The organism is Calothrix rhizosoleniae SC01 (assembly GCF_900185595.1).
Taxonomy (GTDB): Bacteria; Cyanobacteriota; Cyanobacteriia; order Cyanobacteriales; family Nostocaceae; genus Calothrix_A; species Calothrix_A rhizosoleniae.
In genome coordinates this window covers 1-22,708 of the sequence record NZ_FYBH01000288.1, presented here as the reverse complement: position 1 = coordinate 22,708, position 22,708 = coordinate 1, and the positions used below count along the sequence as shown (strand labels likewise).

General features: G+C 38.4%; 21 protein-coding genes. 15 read left to right on the top strand and 6 right to left on the bottom strand.

Translation table 11 applies throughout. The annotated features are described in order from the left end of the window. The first annotated feature begins 56 nt into the window (after positions 1–56). The 6 genes from hepC (at position 57) to CALSC_RS17155 (ending at position 7,957) form a co-directional block, all read left to right on the top strand. The gene (gene hepC, locus CALSC_RS17180) at positions 57–872 is read left to right on the top strand and encodes a heterocyst development glycosyltransferase HepC (RefSeq protein WP_088242525.1); all 816 of its coding nucleotides are present in this window, start codon (positions 57–59) and stop codon (positions 870–872) included. A 175-nt stretch (positions 873–1,047) separates the two neighbouring features. After that, a complete protein-coding gene (gene hepA / locus CALSC_RS17175) occupies positions 1,048–2,898 on the top strand; it encodes a heterocyst formation ABC transporter subunit HepA (RefSeq protein WP_088242524.1) in 1,851 nt (616 codons plus the stop codon). 103 nt (positions 2,899–3,001) lie between these two features. After that, positions 3,002–3,994 carry a glycosyltransferase family 2 protein gene (locus CALSC_RS17170; RefSeq protein WP_088242523.1) on the top strand — a complete coding sequence of 331 codons (993 nt, stop codon included), beginning with the start codon at positions 3,002–3,004 and terminating at the stop codon, positions 3,992–3,994. A 270-nt stretch (positions 3,995–4,264) separates the two neighbouring features. Then, positions 4,265–5,389, top strand: a complete 1,125-nt coding sequence (locus CALSC_RS17165; protein ID WP_407641946.1) for a glycosyltransferase family 4 protein — start codon at positions 4,265–4,267, stop codon at positions 5,387–5,389. Further along, positions 5,386–6,372, top strand: a complete 987-nt coding sequence (locus CALSC_RS17160; RefSeq protein ID WP_235006826.1) for a glycosyltransferase family 2 protein — start codon at positions 5,386–5,388, stop codon at positions 6,370–6,372. The genes CALSC_RS17165 and CALSC_RS17160 overlap by 4 nt, the downstream gene beginning before the upstream one ends. Positions 6,373–6,517: 145 nt before the next feature. Next, a complete protein-coding gene (locus CALSC_RS17155) occupies positions 6,518–7,957 on the top strand; it encodes an O-antigen ligase family protein (RefSeq protein WP_088242522.1) in 1,440 nt (479 codons plus the stop codon). A 61-nt stretch (positions 7,958–8,018) separates the two neighbouring features. Here CALSC_RS17155 and CALSC_RS17150 read toward each other — a convergent pair whose 3' ends face one another. Both CALSC_RS17150 and CALSC_RS17145 read right to left on the bottom strand, forming a co-directional pair. Continuing rightward, positions 8,019–8,606 carry a hypothetical protein gene (locus CALSC_RS17150; protein WP_143288288.1) on the bottom strand — a complete coding sequence of 196 codons (588 nt, stop codon included), beginning with the start codon at positions 8,604–8,606 and terminating at the stop codon, positions 8,019–8,021. Positions 8,607–8,883: 277 nt separating this feature from the next. Next, positions 8,884–9,324, bottom strand: coding sequence for an Hsp20/alpha crystallin family protein (locus CALSC_RS17145; RefSeq protein ID WP_088242520.1), 441 nt, complete (start codon positions 9,322–9,324; stop codon positions 8,884–8,886). A gap of 196 nt (positions 9,325–9,520) precedes the next feature. Here CALSC_RS17145 and cobO point away from each other — a divergent pair, with 196 nt between their 5' ends. Then, positions 9,521–10,180 (top strand): cob(I)yrinic acid a,c-diamide adenosyltransferase, encoded by a 660-nt coding sequence (gene cobO / locus CALSC_RS17140; protein WP_088242519.1) that lies wholly within the window; start codon positions 9,521–9,523, stop codon positions 10,178–10,180. Positions 10,181–10,337: 157 nt separating this feature from the next. On the opposite strand, the gene mltA is transcribed toward cobO, so the two are convergent. From mltA to CALSC_RS17120, 4 genes are all read right to left on the bottom strand, one after another. Then, entirely contained in the window at positions 10,338–11,612 is a 1,275-nt protein-coding gene (gene mltA, locus CALSC_RS17135) for a murein transglycosylase A (protein WP_088242518.1), read from the bottom strand. 3 nt (positions 11,613–11,615) lie between these two features. Beyond that, positions 11,616–11,870: a hypothetical protein gene (locus CALSC_RS17130; RefSeq protein WP_088242517.1), complete on the bottom strand. Its 255-nt coding sequence runs from the start codon at positions 11,868–11,870 to the stop codon at positions 11,616–11,618. A 325-nt stretch (positions 11,871–12,195) separates the two neighbouring features. Next, positions 12,196–12,966 carry a hypothetical protein gene (locus CALSC_RS17125; protein WP_088242516.1) on the bottom strand — a complete coding sequence of 257 codons (771 nt, stop codon included), beginning with the start codon at positions 12,964–12,966 and terminating at the stop codon, positions 12,196–12,198. A gap of 571 nt (positions 12,967–13,537) precedes the next feature. Continuing rightward, positions 13,538–14,443 (bottom strand): CoB--CoM heterodisulfide reductase iron-sulfur subunit B family protein, encoded by a 906-nt coding sequence (locus CALSC_RS17120; RefSeq protein ID WP_088242515.1) that lies wholly within the window; start codon positions 14,441–14,443, stop codon positions 13,538–13,540. A gap of 263 nt (positions 14,444–14,706) precedes the next feature. On the opposite strand from CALSC_RS17120, the gene acpP reads away from it, so the two are divergent. The 8 genes from acpP to CALSC_RS28205 all read left to right on the top strand — a co-directional run. Further along, positions 14,707–14,958, top strand: coding sequence for an acyl carrier protein (gene acpP / locus CALSC_RS17115; RefSeq protein WP_088242514.1), 252 nt, complete (start codon positions 14,707–14,709; stop codon positions 14,956–14,958). A 115-nt stretch (positions 14,959–15,073) separates the two neighbouring features. Further along, positions 15,074–16,324, top strand: a complete 1,251-nt coding sequence (gene fabF / locus CALSC_RS17110) for a beta-ketoacyl-ACP synthase II (protein WP_088242513.1) — start codon at positions 15,074–15,076, stop codon at positions 16,322–16,324. A 1,156-nt stretch (positions 16,325–17,480) separates the two neighbouring features. Then, positions 17,481–19,493 carry a transketolase gene (tkt, locus tag CALSC_RS17105; protein WP_088242512.1) on the top strand — a complete coding sequence of 671 codons (2,013 nt, stop codon included), beginning with the start codon at positions 17,481–17,483 and terminating at the stop codon, positions 19,491–19,493. 507 nt (positions 19,494–20,000) lie between these two features. Beyond that, a complete protein-coding gene (locus tag CALSC_RS17100) occupies positions 20,001–20,882 on the top strand; it encodes a hypothetical protein (protein WP_088242511.1) in 882 nt (293 codons plus the stop codon). Between the two features lie 50 nt (positions 20,883–20,932). After that, on the top strand, positions 20,933–21,523 hold the full coding sequence (locus CALSC_RS17095) for a hypothetical protein (RefSeq protein ID WP_088242510.1): 591 nt from the start codon (positions 20,933–20,935) through the stop codon (positions 21,521–21,523). Between the two features lie 358 nt (positions 21,524–21,881). Continuing rightward, positions 21,882–22,154 (top strand): hypothetical protein, encoded by a 273-nt coding sequence (locus tag CALSC_RS17090; RefSeq protein WP_088242509.1) that lies wholly within the window; start codon positions 21,882–21,884, stop codon positions 22,152–22,154. Then, complete coding sequence (locus CALSC_RS17085) at positions 22,151–22,528, top strand: clan AA aspartic protease (RefSeq protein ID WP_088242508.1); 378 nt, start codon at positions 22,151–22,153, stop codon at positions 22,526–22,528. The genes CALSC_RS17090 and CALSC_RS17085 overlap by 4 nt, the downstream gene beginning before the upstream one ends. Before the next feature lie 114 nt (positions 22,529–22,642). Continuing rightward, positions 22,643–22,708 (top strand): hypothetical protein (locus CALSC_RS28205; protein ID WP_407641947.1); only part of this gene is annotated, 66 nt, incomplete at its 3' end.

The following is a 22,708-nucleotide window of genomic DNA, read 5'->3' as shown; positions in this document are numbered from 1 at the left end:
AGTATTGTTATTAATCAAATTTTGCTAGATTCTCATCTTATTCTATCCTCAAAAATATGACTAAATTAACTCTTGCCAATGCCCAGGATACTAGCATTATTTACCAAGAAGATCAAAATAATTCATTCCTATCTTGTAGGCTCCTATGGCGCAGGAATCAATTGCTAGTTAAGCCATCTAATGTAGAAAATGAATATTTGTATCATAAAATGGATTGCCAACAATTATTGGTAGATTGCTTAAATCATTCTCCAGTAAATTTAGTCCGTATAGATCCACAATTAGGTGAAGAACAATTAAAGTTATGGGCTGATGCTTGTCAGGAAGTGAATAAACCAATATACTTACTTATCCCTAGTGCAAATATTAAACATAAAATCAGTTATTTGCTAAGACAATGGTTACAACAAGCAACCAATTTGCTATTAGCTTTTATCTTATTTTTGGTACTCCTGCCATTTTTAGCACCACTATTTATCTGGATACATTTTAATCCACATCAATCATTATTTACCTATGAATGGAGTGTAGGAAAAAGGGGAAAACTTTTTAGAATAATTAAATTATGTACTGTTGATATTCAGCAGATAGCCTCAAATAATTCACAAGATATTTACATGAGTCAAGGTCAAAAATATGTCAAAATCATAATAAAATTAATGCATAAATATAATCTTGACAAGCTACCTCAGTTGATGAATGTCCTCCGAGGCGAGATGCTGCTATTTGGCTCTAATCCTTGTATTTTACAAGATACGGTTAGCTTATCCCATGCAAAGCAAAAGCAGTTAAATAAAATGCCAGGAGTTATCAGCTTATCTCAGAGATTTTTGTACTCAAAGACATTAAATATAGATAGTCAAATCTTGTGAATAATGTGATCAAATTAAGTTGCATCTCCTATATTAGAATCAATATATCAAGTTGTTTACATAGAATATTCACATAAATATACTTCTATATAAATAAAGCCAAAATTCTAATTATAGAATCGGACTTGGAACAATATTAATATATTGAATCATGAGTAGAATATGATTAAATAATATGGAACTTAAAATTTACAGACCATTGCCAAATATTTTCAAAAAAATAGTCAAGACCACAGGTGTATGGCAAGATAATTATTTAATTCTGCGAGAATTTAAACATTTTCAGCAAGTAGCTATTCTGGCTTTATTATTCTCTATTCTTGCTGCTGCTTTTGAGGGAGTTAGCATTGGTTTATTGCTTCCTTTTTTGCAAAAATTAACTACTCCTAATGCAGAAGCATTTCGGATTGGTATACATTGGTTTGATGTTTGGATTTTAGGAGTTAATGCATCAGCAATTAGTCGTTTATATCGTATATCAATTCTGATTTTATTCGTAACTTGGATCCGTGCAGGATTTAATTATTTAGCACAATTACATACAGAATTGGCTCAATTAAATCTTGGTGATCGTCTCCGCAAACAAATATTTGAACAATTACAATCCTTACCTGTTGGCTACTTTAATAAAAATCGTTCTAGTGAAATTTTAAATACTCTGACTCTAGAAATAGAGAGAATTAAGCAAGGTTTTAGTGGAGCATCATTTTTATTAACTAGAGTATTAACCATTATTGTCTATTTGATATCCATGTTGATTATTTCATGGCAATTAACAATAATGTCAGTATTATTATTTTCACTATTAGGTGTAGGTTTTAAGACCTTGAATGCCAAAATTAGAGAAAAAAGTTTTGGTCTATCAACTGCTAATGGTCAATTTACATCAACAGCAATGGAATTTCTCCAAGGAATTCGTACCGTCCATGCATTTTCTACCCAAGATTTCGAGCGTCAGCGTTATTATCAAGCCAGTGACAATATAGTTAGTGCTTCTAAAAAAGTTGCCTTGATTTGGACTTTAATTAAGCCATTTGCGGAAGGGGTAGCTACTACTGTACTCGTAATTATGATTATTATTGCTTTTAGCAGATATGTAGTTGCTGGAAGTTTACAGGTATCTTCCTTATTGACATTTTTCTTTGTACTATTCCGCTTAGTACCAATTATGCAAGATGTCAATGGGACTATGGCATTTATTAGTACTCTACAAGGCTCAATTACTAATATTCAAAAACTCCTACAAACAGAAAATAAAGTTTATTTTCAAAATGGCTCAATTAATTTTACAGGGTTAAAACAAGGCATAGATTTAATGTCTGTTGATTTTGGTTATGATGGGAAACATTTAGTTTTACAGAATATAACCTTAAGTATTGAAAGAGGCAAAATGACTGCATTAGTAGGAGGGACTGGTGCAGGAAAAACGACTCTAGCCGATTTAATTCCTCGATTTTATGATGTCACCGATGGCATAATTTCTCTGGATGGGGTGGATATCCGGAGGTTAGACATCAACTCCTTACGTAGCAAGATAGCTGTCGTCAGTCAGGATACATTTATTTTCAACGACTCCGTCTGGAATAATATTGCTTACGGAACAATGGGTGCAACGGAAGCAGAAATTAAGCAAGCGGCACATCTAGCCAATGCAATTGATTTTATCCAAGAAATGCCAGAAGGCTTTGATAGTATTTTAGGCGATCGCGGGGTATGTTTATCAGGTGGACAGCGTCAAAGAATTGCAATTGCTCGTGCATTGTTGAAAAATCCAGAAATTTTGATTTTAGATGAAGCAACCAGTGCTTTGGATTCCATGACTGAGAAATTAATTCAAGAGTCTCTGGAAAAATTAGCGATGGGGAGAACTGTAATTGCTATTGCTCATCGTCTTTCTACCATTGCTAAGGCTGATAAAGTCGTAGTCTTAGAACATGGACGAATTATGGAACAAGGTAGTTATCAAGAGTTACTCAAATTACGGGGTAAGCTTTGGCAATATCATAAAACTCAGTATGAGATATAGGGAAGAGGAGGGAAAGAATAAAAGAGTGATGATGATTTCCCTTTGCTCCTTGCGTCCTCTTTTTATCTAAGAAATATTTATCTTGAAATGTAAATTATCAAAGATGGTACCTAATATAGGAATTGAACAGCCTTTAGTTAGTGTTATTATTCCCACATATAACCGTTGTAATTATCTCCAAGCAGCAATTGATAGTGCAATTAAACAAACATATGAAAATATTGAGATTATTATTTCCGATAATTGTAGTATTGATAATACCCAAGATATAGTAGAATCCTTCTTAGATTCCAGAATTAAATATTGGCAACATACCCAAAATATTGGTATGTTTGCGAATCAAATGCACGCCTTTAAAATGGCACAGGGTAAATATATTGCCAGTTTACATGATGATGATATTTGGGAGCCAGATTTTTTAGCAAAGTTAGTCCCTGCTTTAGAAACCTCTCCTAATTTGATTCTTGCTTTTTGTGATCAATACATTATTAATGATGAAGGTAATATTGATCATGTGGCAACAGAAAGATATACAAATGCTTATAAAAGGCATATACTTGAAGCAGGAATTTATCAACAATTCGATCAAATTGGTCTGATCAATAAATCTATTCCCACTGCTGCTGCTTGTGTGATTCGTAAAGATTTGATTAATTGGGATATAATTCCCGCAGAAGTTGAGGGAATGTGGGATTTATACTTAACTTATCTGTGTTGTACTTCTAACTATGGAGCCTACTATTGTCCCGAAAGATTAGCTAACTATAGAGAACATCTATATACAGATACTATGTTGAGTGGACATCGAGATGCTCAAGCCAAAATCCGCAAAGCAAAAAGTGAAATATTTTGCTATCAAAAATTTATGGAAGATAGCAGGCTCAAGGATTTTCATGCATATTTTCAAAAAAAATGGTTAGAGGCTCATACCACTTTAGCAATTGGTTTACTCAGAATTGAACAAGTAAAGGCAGCTCGATACTATATTTGGAAAGCTATAAAAGCACAGGCATTTAATTTAAGAAATTTGGCAACCCTTACTTTGAGTTATACTCCCCGTTCAATTACTAATCAATTACTAGGAGTATCTAAATAAGGGACTTCCAAATAAAAAAATAATCAATCAATTGGAATGCAGGGGAGCAGGGAGCAGGGAGCAGGGAGAGTGAAGCAAGCAGTTCAAGTCCAGAAATTGGGTAATTTATTTTTTGGTGTTCCCTAAGCTTTAATGATCCCCCCTATCCCCTATACCCTATCCTCTACACCCCGTTCATTCTACATATCTTTTCCGCAAGCAAACTGGATTCCTGTATATTCTCTATTTTTTTATCAAAAACAAGACTTTTAAAGTATTCTGAGGTGTTATGTGAAACTATGTATTGTTACCCATAAACTCAAAAAGGGAGATGGACAAGGAAGGGTTAATTATGAAGTAGTTAAAGAAGCTTTAAATCGTAATCATCAATTAACATTAATTGCCAGTGAAATTGCACCAGAAATTCAATATCAGTCAGATATAACGGGTGTTTATATTCCTGTTAAAGGCATTCCCACAGAACTACTGAAAAATTTACTATTTTCCCAAAAAAGTGCTGCGTGGTTACGGCAAAATCGCCAATCCCTTGATGTCATTCAAGTCAATGGTGCGATTACAGTCACCAATGCTGATGTCAATGCTGTACATTTTGTTCACAGCTCTTGGTTAAAGTCACCTGCTCACATTTCCCGTATTCGTCGAGACTTATATGGTGCTTATCAGTGGTTCTATACTGCTGTCAATGCAAATTGGGAAACAAAATCTTTTCAACAAGCTCAAGTGATTGTGGCTGTATCCCAAAAGGTAAAGGAAGAATTAGTCAGTATTGGCGTACCATCCACTAAAATACGAACAATTATCAATGGGGTAGATTTAGAAGAGTTTACTCCTGGTAACACTTCCCGCACTCAATTAGGTTTACCAGAGAATGTACCCTTGGCATTATTCGTCGGGGATATTCGCACAACTAGAAAGAACTTAGATACTATCCTTCATGGTTTGGTAAAAGTCCCCAATCTACATTTAGCAGTGGTAGGAAGTACGGAGGGTAGTCCTTTCCCTCAGTTAGCCGCTTCCTTGGGATTAGAAAAGCGAGTGCATTTTCTGGGATATCGTCGGGATATAGCCGAGATTATGCGGACAGCTGATGTATTCGTTTTTCCTTCTCGTTACGAAGCTTGTACCCTAGTATTATTAGAGGCTATGGCTTCTGGATTGCCTGTAATTACCGCGACTTCTACAGGTGGTGCAGAATTAGTCACATCTGAATCGGGGATAGTTTTACCAGATTGCAATGACATAGATGGTTTAAGTAAGGCTATGTTATCTCTAGTTAGTGATTCTCTGCTTATGGAGAGTATGGGGAAAGCAGGGCGGAGTGTTGCTGAACAACATAGCTGGAAAATCATGGCGCAAACCTATGTAGATTTATTTGAGGAGTTGAATCAAAAATGAAGAATACTGTTCTGATTCCAACTTATCGCCGTCCTCTAGATTTATCATGTTGTCTATTAGCAATTCAGGCACAGACAAAACCAGCTTTTCAGGTAATTGTAGTAGTTCGGGATACGGATCAGTTAACTTGGCAATTTCTGGCAGAATTTGACCCTGGAAACTTACCCTTAGAAATTGTCACAGTCTCAGTTCCGGGGGTAGTAGCTGCGCTCAATGCTGGGCTAGCAGTAGTCAAGGGTGATACTGTTTCCATTACCGATGATGATGCTGCACCCCATCCTACTTGGTTAGCAAAAATTAGCGATCGCTTGATCAATGATACTGGCATTGGTGCCGTGGGGGGAAGGGATTGGATTTATCAGCATAATCAATTAGAAGATGGTTCCCGTGAAGTGGTGGGAAAGGTGCAATGGTTTGGACGAGTGATTGGGAATCATCACCTAGGAGTGGGAGAACCTAGGGAAGTTGATGTGCTGAAGGGAGTAAATATGAGCTTTCGCAGTTGTGCCATTGCTGATTTACGTTTTGATGAGAGAATGCATGGTACGGGAGCACAGGTACATTTTGAATTGGCTTTCTGTTTGGCATTAAAACGATTGGGTTGGAAGTTGATTTACGATCCTCAAATCAGGGTAAATCATTATCCTGCACAGCGTTTTGATGAGGATAAGCGTCAGCAATTTCACCAAGTTGCTTTTATTAATGCTGTACATAATGAAACCTTGGGCTTATTGGAGTATTTTTCTCCCCTAGGAAGGTTAGTATTTCTGATTTGGGCGGTGTTGATAGGAACTAGGGATGGGTTGGGTTTTGTCCAATGGTTACGCTTACTCCTCAGTCAGAGGGGTTTGGCTACCAAGAAATGGTTGGCTTCTGTAGAGGGACGTTGGCAAGGTTTTTGTACTTGGAAGCAATGGGATATGCATCGGGTAAAGTTTTTTGGGTTGTCTCATGCAAAGGACGCATTTAGACACCGGAAGTAGCTTCCTGAAAGGTAGACGCAAAGATTAAGTAGGGTGGGCATTGCCCACCTTACCTTTTATGTTGTAACTAATTTTATACATACGCCATTAAGTATAAATCCTACGATTCAAAATCCAATATTTAAAATCCAAAATCTCAAATTGAATGACTTTTTCCCCTCATTATCCAAATACTAATACTTTTCCCCAGCAGCAATCGACTTTAGGTTGGTTGGCGATTGGGGCGCTTATTTTATTAACAACTGCTTGTACTATTGTTGGTGCTGGCAGCATTATTCGTCCACTCTTTCCTCTGACAACTTTAATTGTTGGCTTGTTTTTATACTTGCGTTATCCGATCCTATATGTCGGTTTTACTTGGTGGATTTGGTTTCTCACTCCTTTGGTACGCCGTCTTGTAGATTATCGTAGTGGTTGGGTAGATCCGAATATTATTCTCCTGGCACCATTTTTAGTGACACTGATTTCTGGTATCACCTTGATTAAATACCTACCCAAATCCTACCGTATGGGTGGTTTCCCCTTTGTAATAGCGATTTTTAGCGTCTGTTATGGGTTTATGGTAGGGCTAATTTATTTTGATAAGATACTAGTCTTTCGCACTACCTTAGATTGGCTCACCCCAATTTTGTTTGGATTCCATTTGTTTGTGAATTGGCGCAACTATCTGCAATATCGGCAAAATATCCAAAATGTCTTTCTATGGGGAGTACTAGTTACGGGTATATACGGTGTTTTGCAATATCTTATAGCACCAGAATGGGATAGATTTTGGCTGATCCAAACTAAGCTTACCACCTTTGGAGATCCAGAACCATTAGGGATTCGGGTATGGAGTACCATGCACTCACCTGGTCCTTTTGCATTAGTAATTATGGCAGGATTAATATTATTGTTCAGCAGTCAACACTTCCTGCGTATTTTTGCTTCCGTGGCGGGTTACTTGGCATTTTTGTTGAGTATGGCTCGCGCTGCTTGGGGAGGTTGGTTGGTAGGAGTAGTTTTCTTACTAACTAATCTCAAACCCAGATTACAAATGCGGTTGATGGTGACTATTTTGGTAATGGCATTGTGCGTAGTACCCTTAGCCAATATTGAACCATTTTCGGAAGTGATTAGCGATCGCTTTGGGACTTTTACTAATATAGAACGAGATCAGAGCTTTAGCGATCGCTCGGACAATTATGAAAAGAATCTCAACATTGCTCTATCCAAGGTGTTTGGTAATGGAATTGGTGGTACTTGGACAGTTGATAGGGATGGAAAGTTAATTGCAATTGTCCTGGATAGTGGTATTTTAGATACGTTTTTTTCTTTGGGTTGGTTTGGTGGAATTCCCTATCTAGGTTCAATTTTGCTGATATTATATGAATTATTTCAAGATAGTGAAGGACGTAGTGATTCTTTTGCCAGTGCTTCCCGCTCTATTAGTGTGGCGATTGTCTTTCAGTTAATTTTTAGTAGTTTGATGATTTCCCTAGCTGGTGTGGTATTTTGGAGTTTTCTCGGCATGGGGATGGCAGCAAAGAAGTATCATCAATATCAACGAGTTTACTTTGAAAAGAAGCAAGATAAATTGATATAATATAAAGTCAAAAAATGTTTAAAATACATACAATTTTAAGGGTATGGTTTCTGCACCCTTACTAACGGGACTTGGACTTTTCTTGTAATTTAGTTTCCACTATATTTTCAATTTTTTCCTCATTCACTTTTTCATCAACTACTTTATTTATCTCGACTGTGAATTCTTCTTTTATCGTTTCTGTGACTTCTTTTTTTACTGCTGTCACCTCCTCATTGACAACATTTTTTATTGTCTGAGTGGTTTTTGTCGCAGCTTCTGTAGCAGCTTCTGTAGCAGCTTTTTTAACTTTTGTTGTTACATCTTTTATTTTTTGCTCCCCTTCTGCTTTTACAGCTTTTACAGCTTCGTCCTTGGATGCTTGAAAGATGCCAAAGAAGGCGGTATTACCTGATAAAGCAACCATGATTGAGATAAAGGCAGTTAATAGAGGATTATTAAATTTCTGTTGATTATCATTTTCTAAATCTAACTTTTCCTTCACTTGTTTGTATATACGATGGGCATATATATCTTCTGTATCTAATTTCTGAAGTAGATGTTTGAGTTCTTGATTTTCCTGATTTAAAGCTGCAACTTCTTTTTCTAAATTAGCCATTCTGTTTAGATTCTCGTCGAATTCAGATGATTGGATATTCTTATCATTCATTTTTTTGATGGGTAAATAAATTTATTTTGGTAGTATTATACACATAATTAACCAAATTATAGCGCTACGCCCAAGTAATAATTTTACTATTCATAGGTTTCAGCCTTCAACAATGTCTTAACATATATGACTAGTGCTATATAATATTTTATTGCAACTATTCATGACAGATAAAAACCTCGACTTATTTAATAAGTCGAGGTTCTATTAATTGCTAACTTACAATTCAAATATGATTGCCATATTTATCTCTGTAATCAGCAGATATTATTGTCAATTAACCTAGATTAACTTTCACAACTTTATTCTGCTCTTCAACTGTTTTAGGCAGTATTAAATTCAAAATACCATCTTTATAATCAGCAGTGACATTAGTATTTTGAATCCGTGTAGAGAGGGGAATTACACGCTGGAATTTACCATAGTAAAATTCACTTCTGGTATTACCATTTTCTTCTGATTTAGTTTCAGACTTACGTTCACCAATGATAGAAACTGCATCCTCTGTAACTTGAATATCTAAGTCTTTGGCTTCTATACCTGGTAGTTCTATCTTGAGACGAATAGCCTCATCCGTTTCTGATATTTCAGCAGCAGGAGTCTTAAAATAATTGTGCAAATCTTTTAAATCTGTAGGGACAAAATCATCAATTAAACGATTAAAACGACGTTCTAGACTATCAATTTCTTTCCAGGGGTTATAACGAACTAACATCATATTTCTCCGTTTATTTATTTCTTAATTGCTAGGTTTAACTTGTTGCTTTAATTATTATCTTAGGGGTAGTTATAAATAGTGCATATTCGGTTTGTATCACTTAATTAATAATGATTGCCGAACCGAGAAATAAATACTATTAAATGTACGGTTAACTGTAAAATTAAAAGTACGGTTAACTCGAAATACTAATATTATGGGAAGTCAAGAAAATTGGGAAAGCACAAGCGATGCAGCCGTCGCCGAAGCCTCTTCCCTCAACTCAGAACAGTATCAGAAAAAGATGCGGCGACGTAAAGAAGTACAAGAAAAACGTATTGCCCAAGCATCACCAAAGAAAGGCTTAATTATCGTCAATACTGGTAATGGTAAAGGGAAAACTACCGCAGCCTTGGGAATGGTATTGCGATCGCTCGGTCATGGGTATAAAGTCGCAATTGTTCAATTTATCAAGGGAGCATGGGAACCCTCGGAAAAAAAGGTATTCGATTTGTGGCAAAATCAATTAGAATTCCATGCTATGGGTGAAGGCTTTACCTGGGAAACTCAAGATCGCGATCGCGATACTGAAAAAGCACTGGCTGCTTGGCAAAAAGCATTAGAGTATATCCGCAACCCAGAATTTCAACTGGTATTATTAGATGAAGTGAATGTGGCTCTGAAACTTGGTTACCTCCAGGCTGAGGAAATTTTAACTGGATTAGAACAAAAGCCTGACGATAATCATGTCATTCTCACGGGTAGAGGTGCGCCACAGGCTCTAATTGACGCAGCTGATTTAGTTACAGAAATGAATTTAGTTAAGCACCCCTTTCGAGAACAAGGGGTGAAGGCACAACCAGGAATAGAATTTTAACCTGCAATTGTAAGAAGTCTCCCACCTACCTGCAAAGAAGGTGGTGAGATGAATTACAAACTAGTCTCTCATGTACGTTTGTACACAACCAAGGATGAAAATCACCTCTGACCGACTCCCGACTCCCCATTCCCCACTCCCCATTTTCAAGTTAGATTTATTCCTTTAACAACAGGTAATATAAACTACCATTACCACCTGTAACGCCAGCTCTCCTACCTGCTAAATAGCCCGAACCCATGAAGTAGTCAACCCTACCTGGAGTCTTAATGGCACTACCAGTGTCTTGATCTAGTACAAAGCGACTTACCCGCCGATATCTCAAGCGTCCGCCATTAGTTGGATAAGGGAAAGAAGCATTGACTATTGCTAGTGCTCCTGGAGGCATGAGAGATTTATCTGTGGCGATGGAACGCTCAGGGGTTACAGGAACCCCTAGACTACCTGTAGCAGGTTTACCATTAGTTTCTTTGAAGAAAACAAAGCGTTCCCATCGAGGGAAATAAGTATTCATTTCCAGGGGATTACTCTTAAAAAAGGCAACTACCTCGGGTAAGGTGAGTTTATTTAACGGTAACTTACCATCCTTTGCCAATTCCTTGCCAATACTTGTCCAAGGGTAGTCTGTCGCACCTGCATAACCAACAGAAGTTGTTTTACCATTAGTTAATTTCAAGGTAGCAGAACCCTGAATATGAACCATATAAGCATCTAAGCGATCGCGGAACCAAAATAATTCCAAACCACTTATAGGACTTTTCTTACCCAGCAAAGCATCTTTTCCTTCTAGCTCTACCCTAGTGGGGTGGGGTGTAGCCCATTGCTTAAAATCCGGTGGTACTCTATACAGTGGATATTTATATTCGGCAGTACGAACCCTACTAGCTTGGTAAACTGGCGCATAGTAGGCAGTAAACTTAACAGTGCCTTTGTTGTCATTACCTACGGATTTATAAAATGTAAACTCGCGGCGCACAGCATCTTGTAATTGAGAAGCTGACTTGGAATTGACTACCAACTGGCGAAAACGTACCAAGCTACGAATTACGCGCTCACGGGTAATTCCCTGAACCGGATAATTATCATAAGCCTGAATTGCCTTCTTCGCTTTTCTCAGATAATACAGACTATTATCAATGGATTTTACCAAAGCCCAGCGATCGCCTGCTTTGCCTTTACCTTGACCACCCCAAAAAATTTGGCTATCCCACCCCAAACAAGCGTGTCGAGGTTTACAATTATTACTCAACGGTAGTATTTTTAGTGGGGGTGGTGTCTCAACTTCCTGTGACTCTTCTGGAAACCGTAACTGTGGTTGAGTCGGTATTGATAGTGGTGGGGACTGCTGAGTTCCCTGTGCTACAGCTGACCAAACTGGGTAAGCCAGGATAGCACCCAAACTCAAAGACAGTAAACCAAGTTTTTTTCTCATATTTTACGTAAATCTTTCTACACTAGAGCTAAATATTGGTTCTACTCGAATTGCCGAAATCCGAGACGGACGCACTACCATATACTCCCCCTGAATGGTTTTTATGGGCACATTAATAAAATCTTCAGAAGTACATTTGGGAACTAGTTCACCACTATACCATTTTTGAAAATCTTGAACATTAGGAAAACGCACTTCTTCGGTATGACCACCTTCTAGGAATAGGTAGACCGCATATTCACTTGGAGTTCTAGGCATAAGATTGAATCATTTACAACATATCCAATCCATTGTTAACCACATTACCCCGGAATGGGAAGAGTAAGTATTCTATACTTGGGAAGATTCAGTACAAGATAAAAATAATGATTTTTTTGTTACTCATACCTATTGTCTAGGACGGTAGTTGAGATGGAAACAGTTCCCAATTTTTGCAAGTCGGTGTGAAGGAGATTTACAGAATTGAAAAGTTGCTGGTGTACCTCATGTGAGTGGGAACTGCTATATTGTTTATTCGCTATATTACTGATTAATTCAGGAGTTAATTTTTCTGGTTCATCCTGTTTGAACTACGGCAGATCCATTAAACAAATAATTTAAATCTTGCTAGTTGGGTTTCAATAGCTTGGGGTAGGATTTTATCTAATTCTTTGGCGTTTTGGAACTGTAAGATTTGTGATGTTGGCCAATCAAAGGGAAACTCACCACTTAATTCCAAACGTTGCATCTGTGCTAAAATTATCTGTTCAGAACGCTTGCTTTCTATGGCATAACCTATTTCCACACAAACATGAGGACTGGGGATGAGAGCCTCATGCTCTTGCTGCTTAATGCTGGTAATTGGTGTGGTATCGGCAATAAATAATAAACTTCTGCGGATTTTCCTCATCATTGTTGAGGATAGACGTAGGGAACCTGACTTGGGGCGATAGGATTCTACTAATTTCAAAGGCAGACGCGATCGCTTATTTAATTTTTCTAAACTTGTTTGCAATCCCTCTCGCAAAGCATCACTAGCTTTACCATGCTCCCCTTGGGAGCAAAAAAATATCGTTGGTTCTAATTGTGCTAATAATGTTTGTTTTGTGAAATAAATTTCATGACTAATCAAATCAATGTTAGCTACGCAGTAGCCGCCGCTACCTTCTATGTAAAACTCAATATTTTCCCCTTCCAAATAACGCCTAAACCAAGTAGATTGCTTCACTTCTTCACTATCTTCGAGAAAGTCTGCTCGCAATCCTGATTTTAATAAGCTTTTTTTACTGACACGAATATCTGGCGGGCGTTTTTCTAACTCCCCAATCGGCTCATAATCCTGAAGATACCATGCCCTCAGAGCAATTATTGACATAAGGCACTGCTTGAATCATCTCGTAGTGTTTAACTGTCTTGTAAGCTTACACCCAGATGTACACTTTAAAACAACAACACCCAAGCTCTACTAGCTGAGTTATTTCCTCTCATAATTCATTCTAGCCAGGGATGCCTTTGTAATTTAACTTCTGTGAAGATGTTAAACAAATCAGTGACATTGCCCCCTGATTGTCAGAGTGAGGAAATATCAACCCTCGAGATGGGTGTTGTTTTTTGTCTACGAGACAGATTTGAATTAAACAGTGCTTTTACCTCTTTATTAACTAAAATTGCTACTGTATGTATCTGCCAGGGAGGCTTTTTCATCGCCTCAATTATTAATTTATCACACCAGAATCATTAAGGTTATTGTTGCAACTAAAGTTTACTCAATAATTCTAGTACTGACATATTTACCCAGTGCTAAAAGTCTTATCTGGTCTACTTTTAGGCATCTTTGATTAAATTGGTATATCACTAATAATCCTACATATTAATTGTGAGTAATTACTCACAATTAATTAAGTTTATCAAGCCATTAGTAATTAAATATTGTGATACATTAATAATTAAAAACCTAACTTTTCTAAGACTGCCTTAGTAGACACAATATGTTTATTTAAACCCAATTCTTGGGGGCTAACTCCCAAAGCGAGAGCAACCAACTGTGGCAGATGCAAAACTGGTAATCCTAATTGTTGACCAATTACCTTTTCCACCTCTGGTTGGCGGGAATCCAAATTGAGGTGACATAAGGGGCAGGGAGTTACAATACAATCAGCCCCAGATGCGATCGCTTCTTGGATGTGCATACCTGCCATTTGAAAAGATTGGGTAGTCGCATAACTAGAAAGGGGCCAACCACAACATTGAGTCCTTCCCTGGTAATAAATTGGTGTGGCACCCAGAGCCCGAAATACATTTTCCATAGCTTGTGGATTAAACCGATCTTTCTCTGGTACAGATTTTTGTGTACGCAGTAAATAACAGCCATAAAAAGCAGCACAATTAAGACCAGTTAATTTCTGACTTACCCGTTGTTGAATTTCTTCTAAACCGTAATCTTGAACTAATGCATAGAGGAGATGCTTAACTTCTGTACTTCCCCGATAGGGCAAACAACCTTCTTTTTTGAGTAAATTGTTGACCTGTTCAAAATAAGCAGGTTCATCTTGCTGACAAGCCTTAAGACGCTCATCAACATGACCAATTACACCTTGGCAAGTACTGCAATGGGTAAGTAAAGGTAGATTTAATTCTTCAGCCAGAGCAATGTTACGAGCATTAACCGTATCTTCTAACAGTTGGGAATCTTCTTTAAAAGTGCCAGAACCACAGCAAGATCCTTTCTTTAATTCGATGAGCTCAATTCCTAAAGCTTGAGACAAGGCAACTGTAGACTGGTGCAGTTCCCCACAAGCTCCTTGAGCAACACAACCAGGAAAATAAGCATATTTTAGTGTGTGGGATAGCATAGGACATAATTAATTATGTGTATTTACAGAATTTAGCAGAAATTGATGAACCAAGAATCAGTTCATCTCAAGTGGTGTGAAGTTCAAACTTGATATCATCATGGTGAATGTGAACTATTAACTGATAGAAACAGGTGAAGATTTTCTAGAAGAAAATCCCTTGACTATATACGGAGGAGCACCCTTAAGGATAAGATGTATATGCTCAAATTCATGTCACCCTGAAGAAGTCAACAATAGCAAATGGTTGAGGTATTTAATCTATGAGCAAAGATAGTATTTTGAAAAAGGTACAAGAAATCGTCTCCGAACAATTGAGTGTTGACTCTGGGGAAGTGAAACCAGAAGCCAACTTTGCTGATGATTTGGGAGCTGACTCTCTTGATACAGTTGAATTGGTAATGGCTTTGGAAGAAGAGTTTGAGATCGAAATTCCCGATGAAGACGCTGAAGGTATTACCACTGTTCAACAAGCCGTAGATTACATTGCAGATAAAGTGCCTGCGTCTGCCTAAAAATGTATTGAGGATGAATTGGGATTCAGGATGTTATCTAACTCCAGTCCCTAGTTCTCACTCCTTAAGTTCCTGTTTTGTTTTGCTTGCATCTAAAGCCACCATTAACTGAATCATGACAGATCTGAAACGTAAACGCGTTGTTGTAACTGGTGTTGGCGCGATTACACCGATTGGTAACACACCAACAGAATATTGGGAAGGATTAATCAACGGACGCAATGGCATTGGTGAAATCACCAGGTTTGATGCGTCCAACCATGCTTGTCGCATTGCTGGTGAGGTGAAAAACTTCGACCCCCATGACTACATGGATCGAAAACAAGCCAAACGCATGGACAGATTTTCCCAATTTGGTGTGTCAGCAGCAAAACAGGCTGTGGCAGATGCACAATTAGTAATTAATGATTTGAACGCCGAACAAGTTGGTGTGATGATCGGTTCTGGCGTTGGCGGCATTAAAGTCCTGGAAGATCAACAAACGATCTACCTGAATCGGGGAGCAGATCGTTGTAGTCCGTTCATGATTCCCATGATGATTGCCAATATGGCGGCTGGGTTAACGGCAATTCATACGGGAGCAAAGGGCCCCAATTCCTGCCCTGTCACAGCTTGTGCGTCCGGCTCTAATGCCATTGGAGATGCTTTTCGCCTGATCCAAGGAGGATACGCCCAGGCAATGATTTGCGGTGGATGTGAAGCAGCAATTACACCTTTGTCTGTGGCTGGTTTTGCTGCGGCTAGGGCACTTTCTTTTCGCAATGATGACCCCAGCCATGCCTGTCGTCCTTTTGACAAAGAACGTGATGGATTTATCATGGGTGAAGGTTCGGGAATTTTAATTCTAGAAGTATTGGAATATGCCTTAAGTCGGGGTGCCAGGATTTATGGGGAGATAGTGGGCTATGCTATGACCTGTGATGCTTATCACATAACTTCCCCAGTACCTGGAGGAGAAGGAGCAGCTAGGGCAATGTCACTAGCACTGAAGGATGGAGGCATATCTCCAGAACAGGTTAGTTATATTAATGCCCATGGTACTAGTACTCCAGCCAATGATGCCACGGAAACCTCAGCTATCAAAAAAGTTTTAGGGGAACATGCTTATAAAATAGCTGTAAGTTCGACTAAGTCGATGACTGGCCATTTATTGGGTGGTTCGGGTGGTATTGAAGGGGTAGCTACCATACTAGCGATCGCTAATGACCAGATCCCTCCTACAATTAACCTGCAAAACCCCGATCCAGAATGCGACCTCGATTATGTACCCAGTACTAGCCGTTCCCAAAAAATTGATGTGGCGTTGTCCAATTCCTTCGGTTTTGGAGGTCATAATGTGACCCTAGCATTTAAAAAATATCTCTAGAATTTTGAGATTTAAAATTTTTAATTTTCCATTTGTGATACCAAATCGCAAATGGTTTCCAATTAATTCTACTCCCACTTAATTGAACAGAAACATCGTTACTACATTACTATTTTGCAGCTAGCCGCCAAGGGTAATTTTGCCCACAACGAAGAATGTATAGCCTTGTGGGCATTAAAGAAAAGTCCAGCCTGAGGTCAACGATTTTCCACTCCCCATTTTCAACTTAGAAAGCATAAAAGCTTATTTATAGTACTACGCTTTAAGGTTAGGACAAATTGAGAAGCTAAAATCCAGATATAACCAGCTTTCCACTCCTGACTTGAAAATAGGGGTTAGGTGGAGCGGGGTTGGGAGATAGAGAAGAGTTATTTTCATCTGGACTGCCTTCTGCTTATATATGGAAAGCTTTCTGTTGATAATTCCAGGTTGGTTGATTTGCCCCTTGTTGTAATAGTATGAAACAAAGCCACTGATGCAAGTCATTTCAGCAGTGGACTTTTCACCGACTCTTGTGCAGTCACCTACTATTCAGTAAACTGATCCGTAAATGGAAACCTGATTGAGCTGAAGTTTATATATGAAATCATTGGCATTGATTTCGTTGTTATATAAGCTAAAAGCCAAACTATATCAGCATTTCTGTGATATTGAGTTTAATTTATGGACAAGTCTAGTAGTTAATTCTCACTTCTTGAGACTAACTTCAAAGAAGTAGGAAAAAATATGTATCATTCCCATGATGGGAATCAGAAGATAATTCGGTGTTTACAATGCATCAAAATAATTATCTTAGCTATTTCCTCTGTACTGGAATTGATACCTCTCCCTGAGTTTCTGCCTTGCTCGAGACAGGTGACGATTCAAAATTAGTTGTCAAATCAACTAATTTTGTGGGGTGAGACACCATAGAATAAATGTTAGACCATATCACTACCCTAATTCAAAGCATTCACGGCTGAAATGTCATGATTATCAGCCAGAGAGACATTGAACCAAGTTAGTGGATATCTAAATACAAAAAACTCAGATTCTCTGGCTTGCCGGTCAACAAGTACCAGTGGGATGATGAGAATAATTAGGTGGGGAAAATCTCTAAATTACCCCAACAATAAAGCTCAAATAGTGCTAACCCGTCGTTAAAAACAATCTGATTATGGCTGTTGCAACCCAATCCCTTGAAGAACTGTGTATTAATTCGATTCGCTTTTTAGCAATCGATGCCGTAGAAAAGGCAAAGTCCGGTCATCCAGGACTACCAATGGGCGCAGCACCAATGGCATTTGTGCTGTGGGATAAATTCATGCGGTTTAATCCCAAGAATCCCAAGTGGTTCAACCGCGATCGTTTTATCCTATCTGCCGGTCATGGTTGTATGTTGCAGTATGCCCTACTGTACTTGACTGGTTACGATAGCGTCACTATAGAAGATATTAAACAGTTCCGCCAATGGGGTTCTAAAACCCCCGGACACCCAGAGAACTTTGAAACAGAGGGTGTAGAAGTAACTACCGGACCCTTGGGACAAGGTATTGCCAATGGGGTCGGTTTAGCAATGGCGGAAGCACACCTGGCAGCAAAGTTTAATAAACCCGATGCCAAAATAGTTGACCACTACACCTACGTAATTTTGGGTGACGGTTGCAATATGGAAGGTGTTTCGGCTGAAGCTTGTTCTTTTGCAGGACACCTGGGATTAGGCAAACTCATCGCTCTCTACGATGACAACCACATTTCTATCGACGGTTCCACTGATATCGCCTTTACGGAAGATGTGAGCAAGCGTTTTGAAGCTTATGGTTGGCACGTTCTCCATGTTGAAAATGGTAATACTGATCTAAATGCGATCGGCAAAGCCATTGAAGATGCTAAAGCTGTCACCAATAAACCCACCATGATTAAGGTGACAACCACCATTGGTTATGGTTCTCCTAATAAACAAAATACCGCCGGTGTTCACGGTGCAGCCTTGGGTGGAGATGAAGTCAAAGCAACTCGCAGTAATCTAAATTGGGAACACGAGCCTTTTGTAGTGCCTCAAGATACTCTCGACCATATGCGGAAAGCCATTGAGCGTGGTGCAACATCAGAGGCTGAATGGAACCAAGCTTTTGCTGACTATAGCAAAAAATATCCCCAAGAAGCTGCTGAATTTGAGCGTTACGTTACTGGTAAACTTCCCGATGGTTGGGACAAAGTATTACCTGAATATACTGCTGAAGATAAAGGATTACCCACCCGTAAGCATTCAGAAGCCTGCCTCAACAAGTTAGCGCCAATCTTGCCTGAATTAATTGGTGGTTCTGCCGATTTAACCCACTCCAACTTAACTGAGATTAAGGGCTTCGGTGACTTCCAAAGTGGACATTATGAAAATCGTAATGTCCACTTTGGTGTACGGGAACATGGTATGGGCGCAATTTGTAATGGTATGGCGCTCCACGGTTCAGGATTAATTCCTTACGGTGCCACATTCTTGATCTTCACAGATTACATGCGTGCTGCCATCCGCTTGTCTGCTCTTTCCCAAGCTGGTGCTATTTGGGTTATGACTCACGACTCGATTGGACAAGGAGAAGATGGTCCAACTCACCAACCAGTAGAAACATTGGCTTCCCTGCGTGCAATTCCCAACCTAACTGTGATTCGTCCCGCAGATGGAACCGAATGTTCTGGTGCTTACAAAGTGGCGATCGCCAGAGCTAAACAAAATGCACCCACCTTGTTGGCATTTTCTCGTCAAGCTCTCCCTAACTTTACACCTACTTCCATTGAAGGAGTAACTAAGGGTGCATATACAGTAGTAGATTGTCAAGGTACACCTGAATTAATTTTGATTGGTACAGGTTCCGAATTAAATCTCTGCATCACTGCTGCTGAGAAATTGGCAGGGGAAGGCAAGAAAGTGCGTGTAGTTTCCATGCCTTCTTGGGACTTGTTTGAAGCACAGGACGGAGCTTACAAAGAGTCCGTGTTACCAACAGCTGTTACCAAGCGTTTATCTGTAGAAGCTGGTGTTAGCTTTGGTTGGCATAAGTATGTAGGAACTGGAGGTGATACCGTGAGTATCGATACCTTTGGTGCTTCTGCTCCTGGTGGTACTTGTATGGAGAAATTCGGCTTTAGCGTTGATAATGTGTTAGCTAAAGCTAAAGCTTTATTAGGTTAGATTCGTTTCTCCGCTCGAACAGTGAGCGTAGTCAAACTGCTAATTAGCAACAGAATAATTTGACTTTTTGGGTGGGTTGAAAGACCTGCCCTTTTTTGATGTTTATGATGCTACATAAAACTAATCCAATAAATATGAGTTTTCTCTATTTAGTAAGAATAGTGCTGAAGACGAATAAGCTTTTTTGAATGCCATTGCATAGGGTGTTATGCAGAAAAATTCCATCCAATCCTCTCTCTCGTAAAGGATAGTTATACGGACAGATTCTGTATAATATCCAGATAAGGACATAAAAAAGAAGTTTTCCGTATAATAAGTAGTTAGGCTTCATCATTATTCGGCATAAAAAATTAAAGCTTCAAGCCTTAATTTAAAATAAATCTCATTTTAGAGAATAATCTCAAAATAGAGATATTGTTGAATACACTTATTGCCGACTCAAAATATCAATGTTATGTTTAAGACAATAAATGAATATTTTCTATATTAAGCAAACTTTATTTAGGGATGTTTAATTTTATATTTAAAGGTCTTACGAAAAAACTAGAACGTTCTTTAAATCATAGTTCTACTCATTTTGCAGAGAAGAATCGTAAAGAAATAAGCAAATTGTTTGATAAAAAAGTATATCCTCTTGCCGATAAGTTGGACTATATAGCAAAAAAAAGAATAGAAAAAACTTTAAATGGGTTAGATGAGTTAGAACATCAAACAAAAAACGATATTAAATATTTAATCGATCACACCGATAAAAAAGTTAGTCAAAATATCCAAGAAATTGACACAATACGTCGGGAAATAATCAGTGATTTACGTGAAACAATAGGTGAAGCAGATTATTATTTAGAGAATCGCATAAATCAAATTACATTATCAATCATGGAAGGTGTCTCTTCTATAGAAACAGTTACTAATAACGCTTTTGCACAAGCAAATTTTCTAGAAGAGAGAATATTTCAAGATGCTAATCAAATAATTGATCAACTTAACGAAATTATTGGTGGAGAAACTGAAATAATCAGGAATGAATTAAAAAAGATTTTAGCTCACTCTTTGCCAAATCCATTTGATAAGTGTAGACGGACACTCAAATTAGAAACTAAGCCAGGGATGATGTTATCTGATATTGAATTATATAGATTAACTGAGTGTTATGAATTAAATAAAATTGATGAAAAAACTCAGATAAATGAAATTTTGCAAGTTTATGGGCAGTTACAATTGAATGCCACAAGAATGGCTTATTTAGCGAGAAATTCCCCAGAACTAAAACGTCAAGCAGTCGCGGATTGGATTCATTATGGAATTCTATGCGAATTTTGGCGAAATACAGTTAATACCTATCAATTAGAAGATAGCCACATTAATATTTTATTGCCTTCTGATTAAATAGAAAAACAATTTTTAAATTTAATTAATGATATTTTTAAAATAAAAAAATGAAACTCAGTAATAATCAAACACCATTAAGTTATTTTGAACAAGCGATCGCAGAATTCAGAAAAACTCAGGAAGAGTTGCAAGCAGAACTAGAAGAGTTGAGAAAATTTAAACAAGACTATATTAAATTAGCCGAACAATTAGAATCCACAAATCAAGAATTACAAGCTGTAAAAACTGAATTGGGAGATATTAAAGCAGAATCTCAACAAGTTAATCAAAAAATGGAATCATTAGAGCATCAAAATCAACAAAATATTGATGCTGTCAAGACTGAGATTGAAAATGGTTCTATTGTTGCGAAAAAAGCGGTAATGCTTAGAGGTGTGGATGACAAGCATTGGATAGGATTTTATAGACTGGACGCTGTTAATCATCATTGCTTGGGAGTATGGAAAAGCCGCAATAAAACTTGGCATGATGATATTAGAGTTAAAGCATCATTTTTCCTACGTGCTAGAGATAGTAAGCATTGGATGGGGTGTATTGGTAGCCGTAACAGTTATGATGTTTTTCAAGTATGGAAATCAGATAATAGTTGGCAGTCAAGTGTTAGAGTTAGAGCAGCACGTCATATATATAAAGGTTGAGGGGTAAGGTGGGCAGTGACAACTCGCCTTTCTTACTTCAGCGATCGCCACAAATTACTACAATAAAGCTCGCAGGCTGTAAAATAAGAAGCCGATGAATTTTAGTCCAATCGCAATCCCTGGTAGTCAAACCCAACAGAAAAAATGATACAAATAGAGACTATTTAAACAACAAAATGCCTAATTATCTGTCAAAAAAATAAAGCTTCAAGCTTTAATATAAATCTCATTAAACTGCTAATTAAAAGAGTGCCTAACAAACTTCCTGGGTAGGCAGTTTAGCCGTTTTTTATAAGGGTTCATGAATAATTTAGGTTAGGCTAAAATTAGAAGGCTGACTTGAAACGAGGACAAGCCAATGGCAGTTCGACAACCCCACTACAGCAAAGAAGAGTTTGCTAGACGTGGTGATGAGATTTATGAGTCGCAGGTGCGTCAGCAAGTTGAGAAAGGTAATAACGGCAAGATTGTGGCGATCGACATCGAAACCGGAGATTTTGAAGTCGATAAAAGCGAAATTGCGGCTTGTGATCGCCTCGAAGCTCGTCGCCCAGATGCTCAAATTTGGATCATTCGCATTGGTTATCGCCATGTTCGTCGATTCGGCGGGCGTAGCCGGAGAACTGCATGATTACTGGGTTCGTGAATGTTGAGTTTGAGCCGATTATTCCACTCTCAATTCGTCGTACTGATAGCAAGGTTTTTACACAAGATGCGATCGTCGACACAGGATTCAACGGTTGGCTTTCCCTACCTCCCGATTTGATTGCTGAATTGAACCTGAAATGGAAGAGGCGAGGTCGGGCAATTCTCGGAGATGGTAGTGAGTGTGTTTTTAATGTTTACGAAGCGGTTGTCGTTTGGGATGACACCTTGCTCACCATTCCAGTAGACGAAGCTGATTCAGAACCACTCGTTGGAATGTCATTGATAGAAGGGTATGAGCTAAAAGTGCAGGTTTTTGAAGGTGGTCGTGTCGAGCTCCGCAAAGTCAACACGGTATAATGGGGTCTTTAAACAAATAAAAACACACCAAAAAAGCGATCACTCACCCTAACAGGAGTAAGGTAGACTCGCCTTTGTTAAGTCAGCGAGCGCCACCACTGCTGAAGTAAGAAGGTGCGCGTGGTTTCCATGCCTGCTTGGGAACTGTTTGAGAAACAAGATGGAGCTTATAAAGACTGT

Bases quoted from the DNA above. Each gene is read 5' to 3' on its own strand.
- hepC (WP_088242525.1), top strand. From the start codon at position 57: ATGACTAAATTAACTCTTGCCAATGCCCAGGATACTAGCATTATTTAC.
- hepA (WP_088242524.1), top strand. From the start codon at position 1,048: ATGGAACTTAAAATTTACAGACCATTGCCAAATATTTTCAAAAAAATA.
- CALSC_RS17170 (WP_088242523.1), top strand. From the start codon at position 3,002: ATGGTACCTAATATAGGAATTGAACAGCCTTTAGTTAGTGTTATTATT.
- CALSC_RS17160 (WP_235006826.1), top strand. From the start codon at position 5,386: ATGAAGAATACTGTTCTGATTCCAACTTATCGCCGTCCTCTAGATTTA.
- CALSC_RS17155 (WP_088242522.1), top strand. From the start codon at position 6,518: ATGACTTTTTCCCCTCATTATCCAAATACTAATACTTTTCCCCAGCAG.
- CALSC_RS17150 (WP_143288288.1), bottom strand. From the start codon at position 8,606: ATGAATGATAAGAATATCCAATCATCTGAATTCGACGAGAATCTAAAC.
- CALSC_RS17145 (WP_088242520.1), bottom strand. From the start codon at position 9,324: ATGATGTTAGTTCGTTATAACCCCTGGAAAGAAATTGATAGTCTAGAA.
- cobO (WP_088242519.1), top strand. From the start codon at position 9,521: ATGGGAAGTCAAGAAAATTGGGAAAGCACAAGCGATGCAGCCGTCGCC.
- mltA (WP_088242518.1), bottom strand. From the start codon at position 11,612: ATGAGAAAAAAACTTGGTTTACTGTCTTTGAGTTTGGGTGCTATCCTG.
- CALSC_RS17130 (WP_088242517.1), bottom strand. From the start codon at position 11,870: ATGCCTAGAACTCCAAGTGAATATGCGGTCTACCTATTCCTAGAAGGT.
- CALSC_RS17125 (WP_088242516.1), bottom strand. From the start codon at position 12,966: ATGTCAATAATTGCTCTGAGGGCATGGTATCTTCAGGATTATGAGCCG.
- CALSC_RS17120 (WP_088242515.1), bottom strand. From the start codon at position 14,443: ATGCTATCCCACACACTAAAATATGCTTATTTTCCTGGTTGTGTTGCT.
- acpP (WP_088242514.1), top strand. From the start codon at position 14,707: ATGAGCAAAGATAGTATTTTGAAAAAGGTACAAGAAATCGTCTCCGAA.
- fabF (WP_088242513.1), top strand. From the start codon at position 15,074: ATGACAGATCTGAAACGTAAACGCGTTGTTGTAACTGGTGTTGGCGCG.
- tkt (WP_088242512.1), top strand. From the start codon at position 17,481: ATGGCTGTTGCAACCCAATCCCTTGAAGAACTGTGTATTAATTCGATT.
- CALSC_RS17100 (WP_088242511.1), top strand. From the start codon at position 20,001: ATGTTTAATTTTATATTTAAAGGTCTTACGAAAAAACTAGAACGTTCT.
- CALSC_RS17095 (WP_088242510.1), top strand. From the start codon at position 20,933: ATGAAACTCAGTAATAATCAAACACCATTAAGTTATTTTGAACAAGCG.
- CALSC_RS17090 (WP_088242509.1), top strand. From the start codon at position 21,882: ATGGCAGTTCGACAACCCCACTACAGCAAAGAAGAGTTTGCTAGACGT.
- CALSC_RS17085 (WP_088242508.1), top strand. From the start codon at position 22,151: ATGATTACTGGGTTCGTGAATGTTGAGTTTGAGCCGATTATTCCACTC.